The organism is Bacillus sp. P14.5, from assembly GCF_003316765.1.
GTDB lineage: Bacteria > Bacillota > Bacilli > Bacillales > Bacillaceae_B > Rossellomorea.
On record NZ_NIJF01000117.1, the window covers coordinates 19919 to 35749 of the forward strand.

Below are 15831 nucleotides of genomic sequence, written 5' to 3' on the forward strand. Positions count from 1 at the left end.
AGGGAGGGGATTCCTTATGAAACATCGTTATTTGCCGATGACAGAACAAGTTCAAAAGGAAATGCTGGACACGATTGGAGTCAGCTCGGTTGATGAGCTGTTTGAAGATATTCCTGAAAAAGTAAGATTTAAAGGGGAATATAACATTAAGAAAGCGGAACCTGAGACGACCTTGATGAAAGAGTTAAGCCGGATGGCTGCTAAGAATGCGGATTTGCGTTCTCATACTTCTTTCATTGGTGCAGGGGTTTATGACCATTACATGCCTGTTATTGTGGATCATGTGTTGTCACGTTCGGAATTCTACACTGCTTATACACCATATCAGCCGGAGATCTCTCAAGGGGAGCTGCAGGCGATCTTTGAATTCCAGACAATGATTTGTGAATTGACTGGCATGGATGTGGCTAACTCCTCTATGTATGACGGCGGTACGGCGCTTGCTGAAGCAGCGATGCTGAGCGCAGGCCAGACCAAGCGGAAGAAGGTGCTTGTTTCAAGTACCGTCCATCCAGAATCAAGAGATGTTCTGCGCTCTTATGCGAAAGGACAATATATCGAAGTAGTCGAAATCCCTCATAAAGACGGTGTGACGGACACAGCTGCTCTAGAAGAGATGATGTCTGATGAAATCGCGGCTGTCATTGTTCAATATCCTAACTTCTTTGGAAGAATTGAAGAATTAGCGAAGCTTGAGGGCATCGTACATGACAAGAAAGCGATGTTTGTTGTGTCCTCTAATCCATTGGCGCTTGGCGTGCTGACGCCTCCTGGAAAATTGGGAGCCGATATTGTGATCGGTGATGCACAGCCGTTTGGAATTCCTACTGCCTTCGGCGGACCACACTGCGGATACTTCGCTGTAACAAAGAAACTGATGCGCAAGGTTCCAGGCCGTTTGGTCGGACAGACGGTTGATGAAGACGGCCAGCGAGGATTCGTCTTGACTCTTCAAGCGCGTGAACAGCACATCCGCCGTGATAAAGCGACTTCCAACATTTGTTCAAACCAGGCTCTTAATGCTTTGGCTGCTTCTGTTGCAATGACGGCTCTTGGAAAGAGCGGCGTCAAAGAAATGGCAGTCCAGAACATCCAAAAGGCGCACTATGCAAAACAAGCCCTTAAACAAAACGGTTTGGAGACTGCTTTCGAAGGTCCTTCCTTCAATGAATTCGTCATCAAAACGAATCGTCCTGTAAAAGAAATTAATTCAGCTCTGCTTCAGAAAGGAATCATCGGCGGATATGATCTCGGTCTTACAGATTCTGACTTAAATCATCATATGCTTGTAGCGGTTACAGAACTTCGCACAAAAGAAGAAATCGATACATTTGCAAAAGAATTGGGGGATTATCATGAATAAGAACGATCAGCCTCTCATTTTTGAACTATCTAAAGAAGGACGTACCGGCTACAGCCTTCCTGAAATGGATGTTCCGCAAGTTGACTTGTCCGAATTGATTCCTGCAGGATACACTCGAGAAGCATCACCCGAACTTCCAGAGGTTTCCGAACTGGATATCATGCGTCACTACACGGCCCTGTCCAAGCGCAATCATGGGGTGGACTCCGGTTTTTACCCATTAGGTTCATGTACAATGAAATACAATCCGAAAATTAATGAAAATGTAGCGAGATTCAATGGATTTGCCCATCTGCATCCTCTTCAGGAAACAGAAGGTGTCCAAGGAGCATTGGAATTGATGTTCGATTTACAGGAGCACTTGAAAGAGATCACAGGAATGGATGAAGTGACGCTTCAACCAGCAGCAGGTGCTCACGGAGAGTGGACAGGATTGATGATGATCCGTGCCTACCATGAAGCAAATGGAGACACCAAACGTACGAAGGTCATCGTTCCTGACTCTGCGCATGGTACTAACCCTGCTTCGGCAACAGTGGCAGGATTTGAAACTGTGACAGTGAAATCCGACGAAAATGGATTGGTTGATATGGAGGACCTTAAACGTGTAGTAGGTGATGATACTGCCGCGTTAATGCTTACTAATCCGAATACACTGGGCTTATTTGAAGAAAACATCCTGGAGATGGCTTCAATCATCCACCAGGCCGGCGGCAAGCTTTACTATGATGGCGCCAACCTTAATGCCGTTATGTCGAAAGCACGTCCAGGAGACATGGGCTTCGATGTCGTTCATCTTAATCTTCACAAAACCTTTACAGGACCTCACGGGGGCGGCGGTCCTGGAAGCGGACCAGTCGGTGTCAAAGCTGATTTGATTCCGTATCTTCCTAAGCCTATCCTGGTGAAGCGTGAAGACGGATATGAATTCGACTATGACCGTCCTCAGTCAATCGGACGAGTGAAGCCTTACTATGGGAACTTCGGCATCAATGTCCGTGCCTATACGTATATCCGCACAATGGGTCCTGACGGGTTGAAAGCGGTGACGGAAAATGCGGTCATCAATGCCAACTATATGATGAGAAGGCTGGCTTCTCACTTCGACCTGCCGTATGACCGCCACTGCAAGCATGAATTTGTCATCAGCGGAAAGCGTCAGAAGAAATTGGGAGTCCGCACCTTGGATATCGCCAAGCGTCTGCTTGATTTCGGCTATCATCCGCCAACCATCTACTTCCCATTGAATGTAGAGGAATGTATGATGATCGAGCCGACTGAAACAGAGTCCAAAGAAACCATCGATGATTTCATCGATGCCATGATCCAAATTGCCAAAGAAGCAGAAGAAAATCCTGAAATTGTACAGGAAGCACCGCATACGACTGTCATCAAGCGTCTAGATGAAACTCTTGCGGCACGTAAACCTGTTCTGCGTTATACAAAAGAAGGTTAACAGTAAAAGGATGTCCTCTAAGGGCATCCTTTTTCGTGTTTAAACTGGGCGGTGATTCACTTTCTTCAAGAGATCATAAGTCCAAAAATGCCCGGAACATTAAATGAAATATTTTTTAAAATGGGTATTGCTAAAACCTGGAAGAACTGATAAATTAAACTTAACCGGTAAAAATAATTTAACCGAGTTAAAAAAAAACTAGTGGTGAAAAAAATTGGAACCTATGATGATTATCAGGGATTATAATCAGCTGAAAGCTTTGAGTGACCCATTCAGAGTGAAGCTGATGTTAAGGTTGGTCGAGAGTGCATTTACCGGGCAGCAGCTTTCAGAGATATTCGATCTTTCCCGGGCAAGAATTCATTATCACCTTCGCGAGCTTGAAAAGCTGGGTTTGATTGAAATTGTGAAGACAGAAGAGAAGAATGGAATCATTCAAAAATTCTATCAATCTGTCGCCAGCGGGTTTTATCCAGATGCCAGTCTTATGCCTCATACAGAAGAAATCAGCAATACAAAAAGACAAATGATGTATGGCATGCTGGACCGAACCATGACCAGGCTGCTGGAGGCACCCAATGATGCATTTGAAGAAGCGGGGCCGAAAGATCCTGCTGAATGGAACATCCTAGCTACCTCATGGGAAACGAAGGTGACAGAAGAGAATTTCAGGTGGTATACGAATAAATATTTTGAGCTGCTGGAAGAGTTTCAGAACCGGGCAAAAGAGGATACCGACAATCCCGAAGCCAAACATTATTATATGTCTGGTTATGGTTTCCAGGTAAATGAATCTAATTTTTCAAAAAGGATTTCCAGCTCAGATGAAAATGAATAATTCAAAGGGGATTCAGCCATGAATCTCCATCTTTTAACCCTGACAGTAAAATTAATTTAACCGAGAAAAGTATTTTGTCGGACAGTATCCAAGACAGTGAAAAAATTCAATCGGATGGAAAGGAGTTTTAAAGATGAAAGAACTGTTAATGAGAAATCGGAATTTTGCTGCTTTATTTTTCGGAAGAATGGTAACCAATATGGGTGACAGTCTTTATTATGTAGCAGCTATGTGGCTTGTATTTGAATTAGGTGGAAGTGCCTTTTACACTGGCTTAGCAGGATTTCTGACCCTTCTGCCTGGAACTTTGCAATTCTTGACGGGGCCGGTTATTGATAAATTGCAGATTCAGAAACTTCTTGTATGGACTCAGATACTACAGGCGTTGCTGGTGCTGCTTATTCCTATAGCCCACTATGCAGGGTTTCTCACTATAACCTTTATCCTAGTGATCATGCCGGTTATATCTGCTATTGAACAATTTGCTTATCCTGGGCAATCGGCCCTGCTGCCGAGGCTTATCCGGAAAGACCAGCTTGTGAAGGGCAACTCGCTTTTTTCTTTCGCTTATCAAGGGGTCGACCTGGCATTTAACGCCATTGCGGGCATATTGGTCGCTTTGGTGGGTGCAATTACTCTGTATATGATCGATGCCGTTACATTCATCATTACGGCCATTCTATTCAGAATGATTAATGTTAAGGGGGAGAAGCAAATAAATGGGCAAAATGGAACTTCGGTTAAAGAAAAAGCTGTTTCGTATAAGAAAGATTTAGCTGAAGGATTTGGCATTGTCTTCCGATCAAAGCTGGCGAAATTCTTATTAGGATCCGTTGTGGCAAATTTCGCTATTGGTTCAACATACGCGGTGCTGCCTGCCTTTGCGGAACTAAGGGGAGGTTCTGAAGCCTATGGGCTTTATTTAGCAGCCATATCGGGAGGGGCATTGATAGGTGCTCTGTCTGCTTCTTTGTTGGAAAAATACTCACTAGGAAGACTTGTGATCATATTATTTTTTCTCGGAGGCAGCTGCTGGATGATATCAGGATTCATTCCATCCACCACTGTCAGTATTCTTTTCTTCGGAATATCTTGGATTCCGATTGGAGCAACGAATGTCATCATGGGAGCAGCGATTCAATCGATTGTTCCTCAACATTTAATGGGAAGAATTTTTTCGGTCACTGCTTCTCTTGGGGCAGCCGCTATGCCATTTGGCTCTTTGCTGGGAGGATACCTGGCCGATGCGGTCAACCCGGTGGCGGTATTTGCCGGCTCAGCTGCAGGAGTGATTTTTGTTTCAATCGTTTGGTTACTGGACCGGGCTTTGCGGACACTTCCCAGCTCTGTCAATATCAACCCGGAAGAGCTTGGGCTTTCAACTGATATGAAGCTGACTTCTTGAATGAAATTTCATGGGGAGGGTGAGCTTGATTTCAAGCTGAAAAAAAGCCGATTTCAGTTGAAATCGGCTTTGGTGCATTATTTCTTCTTTTTAATTTTTCCAGTCCATTTCTTGAACCCGCCCTGTAATTGGTGAAGGTCCCTGTATCCATTGCGGCGAAGCATCTGCGCTGCCCTGCCGCTGCGCATGCCGCTCTGGCAGTATAGATATACCGGCTGGTCATTGCGGACTTCCTGCTTCCTTTGTTTAAGCTGGGAAAGCGGGATATTTCTAGCACCAAGGATATGGCCGTTTTCATATTCGTTCGGTTCCCTGACGTCAATAAGCTGGGCTTTACGGTATCCTGAACGGAACTCTTCTTCCGTCAGGTTATTTACAATACGTTTTTGCAAGAAAAACGTAATTATGGAATAGACGATGATCGCCCCTAAAACGACTAGTAAAAAATATAAACCTGACAAAATTTCTGACCCCTTTCACAATTCCCTATTATCTATTATATTCTCTCTTTTGTTCAGATACAAAAGAAATCTATTTCTATTATATTATTCTCTATTAGGGAGAACAAGAATTCTTTTTGAAAGGTGTGTGACTTTTGAAGGACAGGGTGTTTTCCACGCTCTTTTTGCGAAGATCCTAATTCGTTTCCCGGCTAATCGTGCCAATAACTTTTTGTTTCCCTGATTTAACGGTGCGATTCCCGGCTAATCATGCCAATAACTTTTTGTCTTCCTGACTTAATGGTACGTTTTCGAGGGAATCATACCATTAACTATTTGTTTCCCTGACTTAATGGTGCGATTCCCGGCTATTCGTGCCAATAACTTTTGTCTTCCTGACTTAATGGTACGTTTTCGAGGGAATCATACCATTAACTATTTGTTTCCCTGACTTAATGGTGCGATTCCGCGCTAATCATGCCATAAACTTTTTGTCGTCCTGACTTAATGGTACGTTTCCGAGGGAATCATACCATAACTATTTGTTTCCCTGACTTAATGGTGCGATTCCAGGCTAATTATGCCAATATCTTTTTGTCTTCCTGATTTAATGGTACATTTTTCTATATTAACTCATCTCCCCCGGCATGCGCCCTATCTTATGGTAAAATTCATCTTCTGCTGATCTACTGTCATATCCAGTCACCATTCAACCAGGCCGGGCTTTTCTTCTTTGTTTTTTCTTATACTTTGATAGACTAGAAATCGACTTAAAAAGAGTAAAAGAGGTATGAGGTTATGACCAAAGAAGTATGGCGATATATCGATTCGGGGAATTGTTCTCCCTCTTATAACATGGCATTGGATGAAGCCTTGCTTGACTGGCATAGTGAAGGGAAAATCCCCCCCGTTATCCGTTTTTACGGATGGGATCCTGCCACTCTGTCGATAGGCTATTTCCAAAAGGTTGAAAAAGAAATCAATATGGAGGCTGTGAAGGAACACGGGTTGGGCTTTGTGCGTCGTCCGACTGGCGGCAGGGGTGTCCTCCATGAACATGAACTTACATATAGCGTGATTGTAACGGAAGAGCATCCGGAAATGCCTAAGACGGTTACAGAGGCCTACCGGGTAATATCAGAAGGGATTCTCAGGGGATTCAGGGCTTTAGGGCTTGAGGCTTATTTTGCGGTGCCGAGAACTGAAGAAGAGAAGCAGGGGTTGAAAAGTCCGCGGTCGGCTGTCTGCTTTGACGCTCCGAGCTGGTATGAACTGGTGGTGGAAGGACGGAAAGTCGCCGGAAGTGCCCAGACCCGCCAAAAAGGTGTCATCCTTCAGCACGGTTCTATTTTGCTTGATCTCGATGAAGATAAATTATTCAGCTTGTTCAAATACCCGAATGACCGGGTGAAGGAACGAATGCAGCGTGCCTTTAAGAGCAAAGCTGTGGCTGTCAATGAGATCAGCAGCGAAACCGTCACCCTCGAGATGGCGAAAGAGGCTTTCAAAAAAGGGTTTGAGCAGGGACTAGAAATAGAGCTCGAGCCATATGTGCTTTCCCAGGAAGAAACACAATATGTAGAGGACCTTGCAAGGAGAAGGTACGAATCAGATGAGTGGAATTTTAAACGGTAACTTTTTTGTGTATGAAGAGAAAACCAAATAACTTTTTTTGAATTTCAAAAAGCGATGAAAATCGCTTTTTTCCTTTTCGTAAAAGGGTTAGTAGAAGCGCGATAATTTTCAACCTTGAAAATTGTCGGGTTTTGTTGATTTGTGCTGGCTAATCTATGATTCCCTTCCAATCCCTCCTCTTTCCAGCATATTTTCAGTTTGACAAAAAAGTTTCCACATGAACGAAACACAATATGTAGTGTGTCGAAAAATATTTTACACACTATATATAGTGTGTATTGGTTGATTTTCATTACAGGCTGTGATAAATTTATTTTTGAAATTAACAACCTTGAGAGAAACAGAAACCATTCAATATAGTAGTTTAAGGAGTTGTATTTATGTCTGTCGTATCCAAACAAGAAATGATAGTTAACAGAGAGAGTCTGAATAAAGCGATCGGTATGTTTCCGCAAGTCCATCCCATTACCCCGGATATGCACATTACTCATAAGGGTGTGTCCCGCCTCGTAATGATTGACCGCTATTCATTTAAAGATACGGAAAAGATTACCCTTACTGAAGGAGATTTCGTTGTATTAACAATCAAGGAAGATCCTAAATTCCCGGCGAGGGGACTTGGCTTCATTAAAAGCCTTGACTGGGAGAACAAGCAGGCAGAGGTTTTAATCATTGAGGAGTACAGAAGTTCAATCGATAACCCTGTGGAATCTGAGAGCGGCGTTGTCAGGCGTTCTTTGGATGTTATTGAAAAGCCGCTAGAAATTTTCTATGAGCAAATAGCGAAGAGAAACGCAACTGGGCTTGCGAGTGTAGAGACGACAGAAGAAAAAAGGCAGGAATGGTTCGAGAAATTCTACCACGAACTCGTCAATATGAATTTTGTGCCGGCCGGCCGTGTATTGTACGGAGCAGGTGCTGATACGGATGTCACCTATTTCAACTGTTATGTCATGCCTTTCGTGAAAGATTCCAGGGACGGAATTTCCGACCACCGCAAACAGGTGATGGAAATCATGAGCCGCGGCGGCGGAGTCGGAACGAATGGATCTACTTTGAGACCGCGAAACACATTGGCGCGGGGAGTGAACGGAAAGTCATCTGGATCTGTATCATGGCTGGACGATATTGCGAAGCTGACTCATCTTGTGGAGCAGGGTGGATCAAGACGTGGTAAATAAGTGCCTCGTCTATAAATAAACCTCGTGAATTGCTGGAAACTCTTTAATAGTAATCATGTATATGTCATCCGAAAATGAAAATGGAGGAGACAAACATGAAACTATATGACGCTAATATTTTGCAAATTAAAGGTTCTAAACAGTACTCTAATAAAAAATTAGCGCATAAATGACTTACTGGCTACAACGCAGCTGGAAACGGCAAACGTGAATGCTAAAAAACAGTAAGTGGAAAAAGACAATCAGCAGCCAAGCTCCTTTAAAATGGAGAAGGTTCAACGACCATCGAAAGCACGCTGTAACAGCGGAAGCAAGTAGAGTAGGAATCAAGCGGTTCCCAAGTGCGAGGACACTCAAAAGAGTGTAAGATATGGTCTGAACTCTAAGGTGACTTAGAGAGTTGATGTAGCGTATCAACGTAACGTATTGGCCCAAATGATTATGTTGTCGGATTGGCACCCTGACATCATTGAATTCATCATTTCAAAGATGCAAAACCCGCGTATTCTGCGCTATCTTCTTGAAAATACAGAAGATGAGCATATCAAAAAAGCTGCTCAGGATAAATTGAAATTCACGCCTCTTACAGCACAAGAACAAGATATGTACCAAGGAATTATTAATTACAAGCAGATTCCCGGGCTGGGAGGATTTTCGGACAAGATCATCAAGGAAGCTGAAGAGAAGCTTAGAACGGGCGGTACTTACTCTGTCCATAATTCTGAATTTCTTACAGGCGCGAATATTTCGGTCTGCCTGACAAGTGATTTCATGGAAGCTGTGGAAAATGACGAAGAATACAGCCTTCGTTTCCCTGATGTTGAGAAATATAACGAAGAAGAAATGAAATTTTATAATGAAAACTGGCATGAAATCGGTGATGTAAGAGAATGGGAAGAGATGGGCTACAAGGTCCGTACGTATAGAAAGATGAAAGCGAAAGAATTATGGAATCTGATTAATGTATGTGCGACTTATTCGGCTGAACCAGGTATTTTCTTTATTGATAATGCCAACGACATGACGAATGCAAAAGCATATGGACAGAAGGTTGTTGCGACTAATCCATGTGGGGAACAACCACTCGCACCATTTTCCGTCTGCAACCTCGCAGCTGTTAATCTTGCACAATTTGCGGACAAAGAAAATAAAACAGTCGATTTTGAAAAGCTGAAGAGGACAGTAGAAGTCGGCGTGCGTATGCAGGATAACGTAATCGATGCCACTCCTTATTTCCTTGAACAGAACAAAAAACAGGCACTCGGAGAACGCCGTGTCGGCCTTGGGGTTATGGGACTTGCTGATTTATTGATCTACTGCGAAAAAGAATATGGTTCTGAGGAAGGCAACAGGCTTGTGGATGAAGTATTCGAAACAATTGCCGTGACAGCTTACCGTGCATCTGTAGAATTATCGAAGGAAAAAGGCAGCTTCCCATTCCTTCAAGGTGAGACAGAAGGGGAAACGAACCGCCTTAGAGAGGCATTCATCAATACAGGATATATGAGCAAAATGCCTGAGGATGTCCGCCAGTCTATCATGGACAACGGTATCCGAAACTCTCATCTTCTCACTGTTGCCCCAACTGGCAGTACAGGAACGATGGTAGGTGTCGCGACCGGTCTTGAACCATACTTCTCCTTCACTTATTACCGAAGCGGACGCCTGGGTAAATTCATCGAGGTGAAGGCTGAAATTGTACAAGAGTTCCTTGAGCGTAATCCTGAAATAGATCCAGATGCCCTTCCTGAATGGTTCGTCTCTTCGATGGAACTGGCACCTGAAGCTCATGCTGATGCACAGTGTGTGATCCAGCGCTGGATTGACAGCTCTATCTCGAAGACAGTCAACGCGCCAAGGGGTTATACAGTGGACCAAGTACAGGGAGTGTACGAAAGATTGTATAAAGGCGGAGCGAAAGGCGGCACAGTCTACGTGGATGGAAGCCGTGATTCTCAGGTTCTGACTTTGAAAGCAGAAGAAAACAGTTTTGATGAAGAAGAAACTGAACCACAAACACCACAAGGCAAAAAGCCTGTTGTACTAGTTGATACTATCCAGGATGTCAGGTCAACAGATGTAACAATTGGATCTGAAGTAGGCAACACCTGCCCGGTCTGCCGAAAAGGTACAGTTAAAGATATGGGCGGATGCAACACATGTACCAACTGTGGAGCACAATTGAAGTGCGGACTATAATCTAACAAAGAAGGAGGGATCTGTTCCTCCTTCTTTTTTGGTTTCGATCCTTTTCTGCATTAAAGCGTTAAAAGGGACAGTCCCTTTTAATGCTGCGATGTGATGAAGTGCACCGGCGGAATTTGGCTTGTTCTTATTCTAAAACCCTTCGAAATGAATAAGAAAGTTATAAGGATACTTCGAAGGGGATGATTCCCATGAACATCGATGGCGTGTTTTCAGGCGGCGGAATCAAGGGGCTTGCGCTGATAGGGGCTTACCGGGCAATCGAAGAAAAAGGCTTTCGATTCAAGAGGCTTGCGGGGACGAGTGCAGGCGCAATCATAGCCGGATTCATTGCAGCAGGTTATAACAGTGAAAATCTGCTCAGTATAATGGATGAAATTGATTTGTCTGATTTACTGGATAAGAATCCATTGCTCTCTTCTGTGCCCTTTGTCCGATGGCTGAAAGTGTACTGGAAGCTTGGTCTTTATAAAGGGGATGCCCTCGAGCAGTGGATTGAAGAAAAGTTAAGGGTGAGGGGGATATACACCTTTGCCGACCTGAGACCTGGAGCATTAAGGGTCGTTGCTTCAGACTTATCAAATGGCCGCTTGATAGTGCTGCCTGATGACCTGGAGAAATACGGTATACCCAAAGAAACCTTCCCAGTGGCAAGGGCGATCAGAATGAGTGCAAGTCTGCCTTATTTCTTTGAACCAGTAAGATTAAAATCTCTTGATGGATTGAACCTAGTCGTCGACGGAGGGGTATTAAGCAATTTCCCTATGTGGCTTTTTGATAAAGAAAATACAAAGAAGGTAAGACCTGTCCTGGGTATCAAGCTCAGTCATGATGCCCAGGAAAGACCTAAAAACAAAATCCAAAATGCCATAGAACTGTACGCTGCCCTGTTTCAGACCATGAAGGATGCACACGATTCCCGCTATATTTCAAGGAAGCATTCTACCAATGTTATTTTCATACCCACTGAAGGCGTATTGACAACAGAATTTGAACTGACAGATGAAAAGAAAAGAGAACTTGCAGGGTATGGTTATAATATGGCGAAAGAATTTTTGAGGGGATGGAGTTTTGGCTAGGATAGGGAGGATAAGCATCAAAGCTGTTATTTGTTACTGTTAGAGCCGCAGGGCTCCCTTTAATTCCCACAGTGATTTAGAGAATTATTTAGAAGGGCATTCATAGTGATACACTTAAAATTATCTGTTTTATCAATATTTAATTCTATCAAGCCAAATAAAAAAATCGAGCTTAGAGAGAGGCTCGATTTTTTCTATTTTTTTACCTTCAATTACCGTGAGGTTTGCCTGTGATTTTTTTCGATGGGACTTTTTGCGGAACGGATTTGGCGCGCTTGCTTTAACTGCTGCAGTGGTTTTTTTATGATTATAACGCTTCTTGGATTGTTTTGCTGCTTTCAGGAAAGCTTTTTGATCTTTGTTTTTTCCATGGCCGCCACCGCCCATCATCACTTTCCGGAATACAAAATAAATGACTCCGGCAATCACTGCAAAAATCACGATCCTTTGAAGAAGGGCAAGGGGATCTCCTATAAGCATGGAAACCAACCCTATGGATGCAAAAAGAATAATAACTCCTGCAATTATTGTACGAGCACTCAAGAAGGTCACCTCCTTTGTAACAGGATATAAGAGCATAGTAGTCCTTTATCTATATTTTAGACTATTTCTGTTGTTTTTAACCGTAAATCTGTTTATTTTACACATTTGTTTTCTAATTACGAAGAATGAAATAGATCTGGAAATTTGCAGATTGATCCTTGGAGATAGGGTAATGAGACTGGCCGCGCTTCAGTTTTGATACCTTGCAAGCGGGAATGTGTTTAAGACGGGATGCACCAAAACCTTCATTCCAGCTTAAATATGAAAGACTTTCAAGGAAATGGACATACTACCCAAAGGAGGTGTTTATATGTCTGCAAGAGAAGAAGAACCATCAAGTGATAAGAAGCTGGAACAGAATAAGCAGGAGAAGCCGTTCTCGTTCATTGGAATGGTAGTCACTACCGGATTTGCGGGAGGAATCCTGTGGAGCCTGATATCTTACATCTGCTACATGTTCTCCTTTACAAAGCTTGAGCCGAATATCATTCTTGAGCCATGGGCTGCAGGGAATTGGAAAGACAGCTGGCTTGGAATTGTGATATCCATAGTGGCGTATGGACTGATTTCCATTGGGGCTGCGCTCGTATACTATGCCACATTGCGAAAGCTAACATCCATGTGGGTGGGAGCGGGATATGGAATAGCCTTGATGCTGGCTGTGTTTCTGGTGCTGAACCCTCTGTTCCCCAGTATGAAAGCGTTGACCGACACCGATTACAATACCCTGATCACGGCTGCCTGCATTTATATCCTGTATGGAGTATTCATTGGCTACTCAATCTCATATGAAGAAAACGAACTCCGCCATCAAAATGAAAAAGAAGAAGGCGTAAGCCATTAAGAGTTCAGACATTGTAGTAGGTTTGTCAATTAGTTTGTGTTAGAATGTTCATGTTGAACATTCTATTTTTATGGGTGAATACATATGCACAAGATTCTTCTGCTTAATGGTCCGAACCTTAATCGATTAGGGAAACGCGAACCAGATATTTATGGAACTGCCACGCTAGATGAGCTTGAAGGCAATTTGAAAGAAGCGGCCATACAGGCTGGATATGAACTGACAGCCCAGCAATCGAACCATGAAGGGGTACTTATTGACTTTATCCATATGGCTGAAGATGCTGGATACGCGGGTATCATTTTTAATCCCGGAGCGTTCACTCATTACAGCTATGCGATAAGGGACGCTGTAGCTGGTGTCGATTTACCCGTTATTGAAGTTCATATTTCAAATGTTCATAAAAGAGAAGCTTTCAGGCACAAATCTGTTCTCGCAGAAGTGACCGCTGGACAGATTGTCGGTCTGGGTCTCTTTGGATATGAACTCGCCCTGCAGGCTCTTATAAAAAAACATAAGGGAGATGAAGAGGTTGAGCAAACTTGATAAATTAAGAGAGAAATTTACAGGGAACAACATTGATGGGATACTGATCACTAGTAATTATAACCGCCGTTATATGACAGGTTTCACTGGATCTTCAGGGGTGGCCCTTGTTACTGCTGACAACGCGGTTTTTATTACGGATTTCCGCTATACAGAGCAAGCTGCTGAACAGGCGCAGGGATTTGAAATCGTCCAGCATAAAGGACCAATCCCTAATGAAGTGGCGGCTCAAGCCGAAAAACTGGGCATCAAAAAACTCGGCTTTGAAAAGAATTACCTTACCTTTTCTGCATATGAAAGCTATAGCAGCAAAGTTCAAGCCGAACTTGTGCCGATCAGCGGCCTGATCGAAGATATCCGTTTAGTTAAGACAGAATCAGAACTTCAAGTAATTAAAGAGGCTGCCGATATCGCTGATGCCGCATTCAAGCATATCCTTGATTTCATTGCTCCCGGCAAAACGGAACTTGAAGTGTCAAACGAACTCGAATTCTTCATGAGAAAAGCAGGGGCGACGTCTTCTTCTTTTGATATCATCGTAGCTTCCGGTCTTCGTTCGGCTCTTCCGCACGGTGTCGCCAGCGACAAGGTCATCGAAAAAGGTGATTTCATCACATTGGATTACGGCGCATACTACAAAGGGTACTGCTCTGACATGACAAGAACGGTTTCAGTAGGCGAGCCTTCAGATAAGCTGAAAGAAATCTATGATGTTGTTCTTCAATCACAGCTGAAAGCAATGGATGGAATCAAACCGGGTATGACAGGTGCTGAGGCAGATGCCATCGCAAGGGATTACATTAAAGAAAAAGGCTATGGTGATAACTTTGGCCACTCACTAGGTCATGGCATCGGCCTGGAAGTTCATGAAGGACCAGGACTATCCCACCTTTCTGAAACAGTATTGAAGCCTGGCATGATTGTTACTGTTGAGCCGGGGATCTATGTTCAAGGTGTAGGCGGAGTGCGTATCGAGGATGATACCGTTATCACAGAAAATGGCAATGAAACACTAACGCACTCAACAAAAGATTTGATCATTCTTTAATAAAATCTTTGCCGCAAGAAAACAATATGGCATAATGAACATGCAGTAAATAGTCACTCTTCGGCTATTCAAATATTAGGAGGAACACTCATGATTTCAGTAAATGATTTTCGTACAGGTCTTACAATCGAAGTAGATAACGGAATTTGGCGCGTAATGGACTTCCAGCATGTTAAGCCAGGTAAAGGGGCAGCATTTGTCCGTTCTAAATTAAGAAACCTTCGCAATGGTGCGATTCAGGAAAAAACATTCCGTGCGGGTGAAAAAGTAGCGAAAGCTCAAATTGACAACCGCAGAATGCAATATCTATACGCAAATGGAGATATGCATGTATTCATGGATACAGATTCATATGAACAAATCGAATTGGCTGCATCTGCGATAGAATATGAATTGAAATTCTTGAAAGAGAACATGGAAGTTCAAATCATGATGTATCATGGTGAGACACTTGGTGTTGAGCTGCCGAACACAGTTTCCTTGACAGTGACGGAGACAGAGCCGGGCATCAAAGGAGATACGGCTACAGGCGGATCGAAGCCGGCGACGGTGGAAACGGGCTTGACAGTAAACGTACCATTCTTCGTCAATGAAGGTGACGTTCTTGTCATCAATACAACGGATGGTTCATACGTTTCACGTGGTTAATACTGATTGACCAAAAAGCTGGAGGGCTAAGCCTTCCAGCTTTTTTTGTTGTTTGGGAACACGTCCATGGTCAGCGCCCGAAAGCCCCATCTTCATACACATCTCAACCAAAATACATCTTTCCTGACCAAGCAGCCCCGTCTTCATACATATCCCACTAAAAATACATCTCTCCCGACCGAAGCAGTCCCGTCTTAATACACATCCCACTGGAAATACATCTCTCCCGACCGAAGCAGCCCCGTCTTCATACACATCTCAAGGAAAATACATCTCTCCCGACCGAAGGAGCCTCATCCTCATACACATCTCAAGGAAAATACATCTCTCCCGACCGAAGCAGCCCCGTCTTCATACACATCTCAACCAAAATACATCTTTCCTGACCGAAGCAGCTCCATCTTCATACACATCCCACCGGAAATACATATCTCCTGGCCTGCATAAAAACCTCAACAGAATCATTGGCTAGGAGGGGCAGGCCAAAGAGCCTGAGCCTTTGTTCTGTTATAGCTTCACCTCTTTAAAGCATAAAAAGGGACAGTCCCTCTTCGTGCTTTAAAGCGATATAGTCCGATTTCTTATATTGCCTCCCCATAA

Annotated in this window: 12 protein-coding genes and 2 pseudogenes; 12 read left to right on the forward strand and 2 right to left on the reverse strand. The window is 43.6% G+C overall.

The genetic code is table 11. From position 1 onward, the window contains the following. Window positions 1-16: 16 nt before the first annotated feature. From gcvPA to B9Z54_RS24015, 4 genes are all read left to right on the forward strand, one after another. Entirely contained in the window at window positions 17-1363 is a 1347-nt protein-coding gene (gene gcvPA, locus B9Z54_RS24000; protein WP_113930863.1) for an aminomethyl-transferring glycine dehydrogenase subunit GcvPA, read from the forward strand. Continuing rightward, window positions 1356-2819: an aminomethyl-transferring glycine dehydrogenase subunit GcvPB gene (gene gcvPB / locus B9Z54_RS24005; RefSeq protein ID WP_113930864.1), complete on the forward strand. Its 1464-nt coding sequence runs from the start codon at window positions 1356-1358 to the stop codon at window positions 2817-2819. The genes gcvPA and gcvPB overlap by 8 nt, the downstream gene beginning before the upstream one ends. 223 nt (window positions 2820-3042) lie before the next feature. Then, on the forward strand, window positions 3043-3657 hold the full coding sequence (locus B9Z54_RS24010; protein ID WP_240190078.1) for an ArsR/SmtB family transcription factor: 615 nt from the start codon (window positions 3043-3045) through the stop codon (window positions 3655-3657). A 133-nt stretch (window positions 3658-3790) separates the two neighbouring features. Beyond that, window positions 3791-5062, forward strand: coding sequence for an MFS transporter (locus B9Z54_RS24015; protein WP_113930866.1), 1272 nt, complete (start codon window positions 3791-3793; stop codon window positions 5060-5062). 77 nt (window positions 5063-5139) lie between these two features. On the opposite strand, the gene B9Z54_RS24020 is transcribed toward B9Z54_RS24015, so the two are convergent. Further along, window positions 5140-5523, reverse strand: coding sequence for a rhodanese-like domain-containing protein (locus B9Z54_RS24020; protein WP_113930867.1), 384 nt, complete (start codon window positions 5521-5523; stop codon window positions 5140-5142). A 777-nt stretch (window positions 5524-6300) separates the two neighbouring features. Here B9Z54_RS24020 and B9Z54_RS24025 point away from each other — a divergent pair. The 4 genes and pseudogenes from B9Z54_RS24025 (at window position 6301) to B9Z54_RS24040 (ending at window position 11602) form a co-directional block, all read left to right on the forward strand. Continuing rightward, window positions 6301-7137 carry a lipoate--protein ligase family protein gene (locus B9Z54_RS24025; RefSeq protein WP_113930868.1) on the forward strand — a complete coding sequence of 279 codons (837 nt, stop codon included), beginning with the start codon at window positions 6301-6303 and terminating at the stop codon, window positions 7135-7137. Window positions 7138-7517: 380 nt separating this feature from the next. After that, window positions 7518-8312, forward strand: a pseudogene (locus B9Z54_RS24030) (ribonucleotide reductase N-terminal alpha domain-containing protein); the annotation flags it as partial. Window positions 8313-8747: 435 nt separating this feature from the next. After that, window positions 8748-10517, forward strand: a pseudogene (locus B9Z54_RS24035) (vitamin B12-dependent ribonucleotide reductase); the annotation flags it as partial. A gap of 197 nt (window positions 10518-10714) precedes the next feature. Then, a complete protein-coding gene (locus B9Z54_RS24040) occupies window positions 10715-11602 on the forward strand; it encodes a patatin-like phospholipase family protein (RefSeq protein WP_113930871.1) in 888 nt (295 codons plus the stop codon). A gap of 132 nt (window positions 11603-11734) precedes the next feature. Here B9Z54_RS24040 and B9Z54_RS24045 read toward each other — a convergent pair whose 3' ends face one another. Further along, complete coding sequence (locus B9Z54_RS24045; RefSeq protein WP_162785353.1) at window positions 11735-12145, reverse strand: SA1362 family protein; 411 nt, start codon at window positions 12143-12145, stop codon at window positions 11735-11737. Window positions 12146-12455: 310 nt separating this feature from the next. Between B9Z54_RS24045 and B9Z54_RS24055 the strand changes: the two genes are divergently transcribed. The 4 genes from B9Z54_RS24055 to efp all read left to right on the forward strand — a co-directional run bounded on the left by B9Z54_RS24055 (window position 12456) and on the right by efp (window position 15231). Next, the gene (locus tag B9Z54_RS24055; protein ID WP_113930874.1) at window positions 12456-12989 is read left to right on the forward strand and encodes a YqhR family membrane protein; all 534 of its coding nucleotides are present in this window, start codon (window positions 12456-12458) and stop codon (window positions 12987-12989) included. Window positions 12990-13073: 84 nt separating this feature from the next. Next, window positions 13074-13535: a type II 3-dehydroquinate dehydratase gene (aroQ, locus tag B9Z54_RS24060; protein WP_113930875.1), complete on the forward strand. Its 462-nt coding sequence runs from the start codon at window positions 13074-13076 to the stop codon at window positions 13533-13535. After that, a complete protein-coding gene (locus B9Z54_RS24065) occupies window positions 13522-14583 on the forward strand; it encodes a M24 family metallopeptidase (RefSeq protein WP_113930876.1) in 1062 nt (353 codons plus the stop codon). Before aroQ ends, B9Z54_RS24065 begins: the two co-directional genes overlap by 14 nt. Window positions 14584-14673: 90 nt before the next feature. Then, window positions 14674-15231, forward strand: coding sequence for an elongation factor P (gene efp / locus B9Z54_RS24070; RefSeq protein WP_113930877.1), 558 nt, complete (start codon window positions 14674-14676; stop codon window positions 15229-15231). Window positions 15232-15831: the final 600 nt, after the last annotated feature.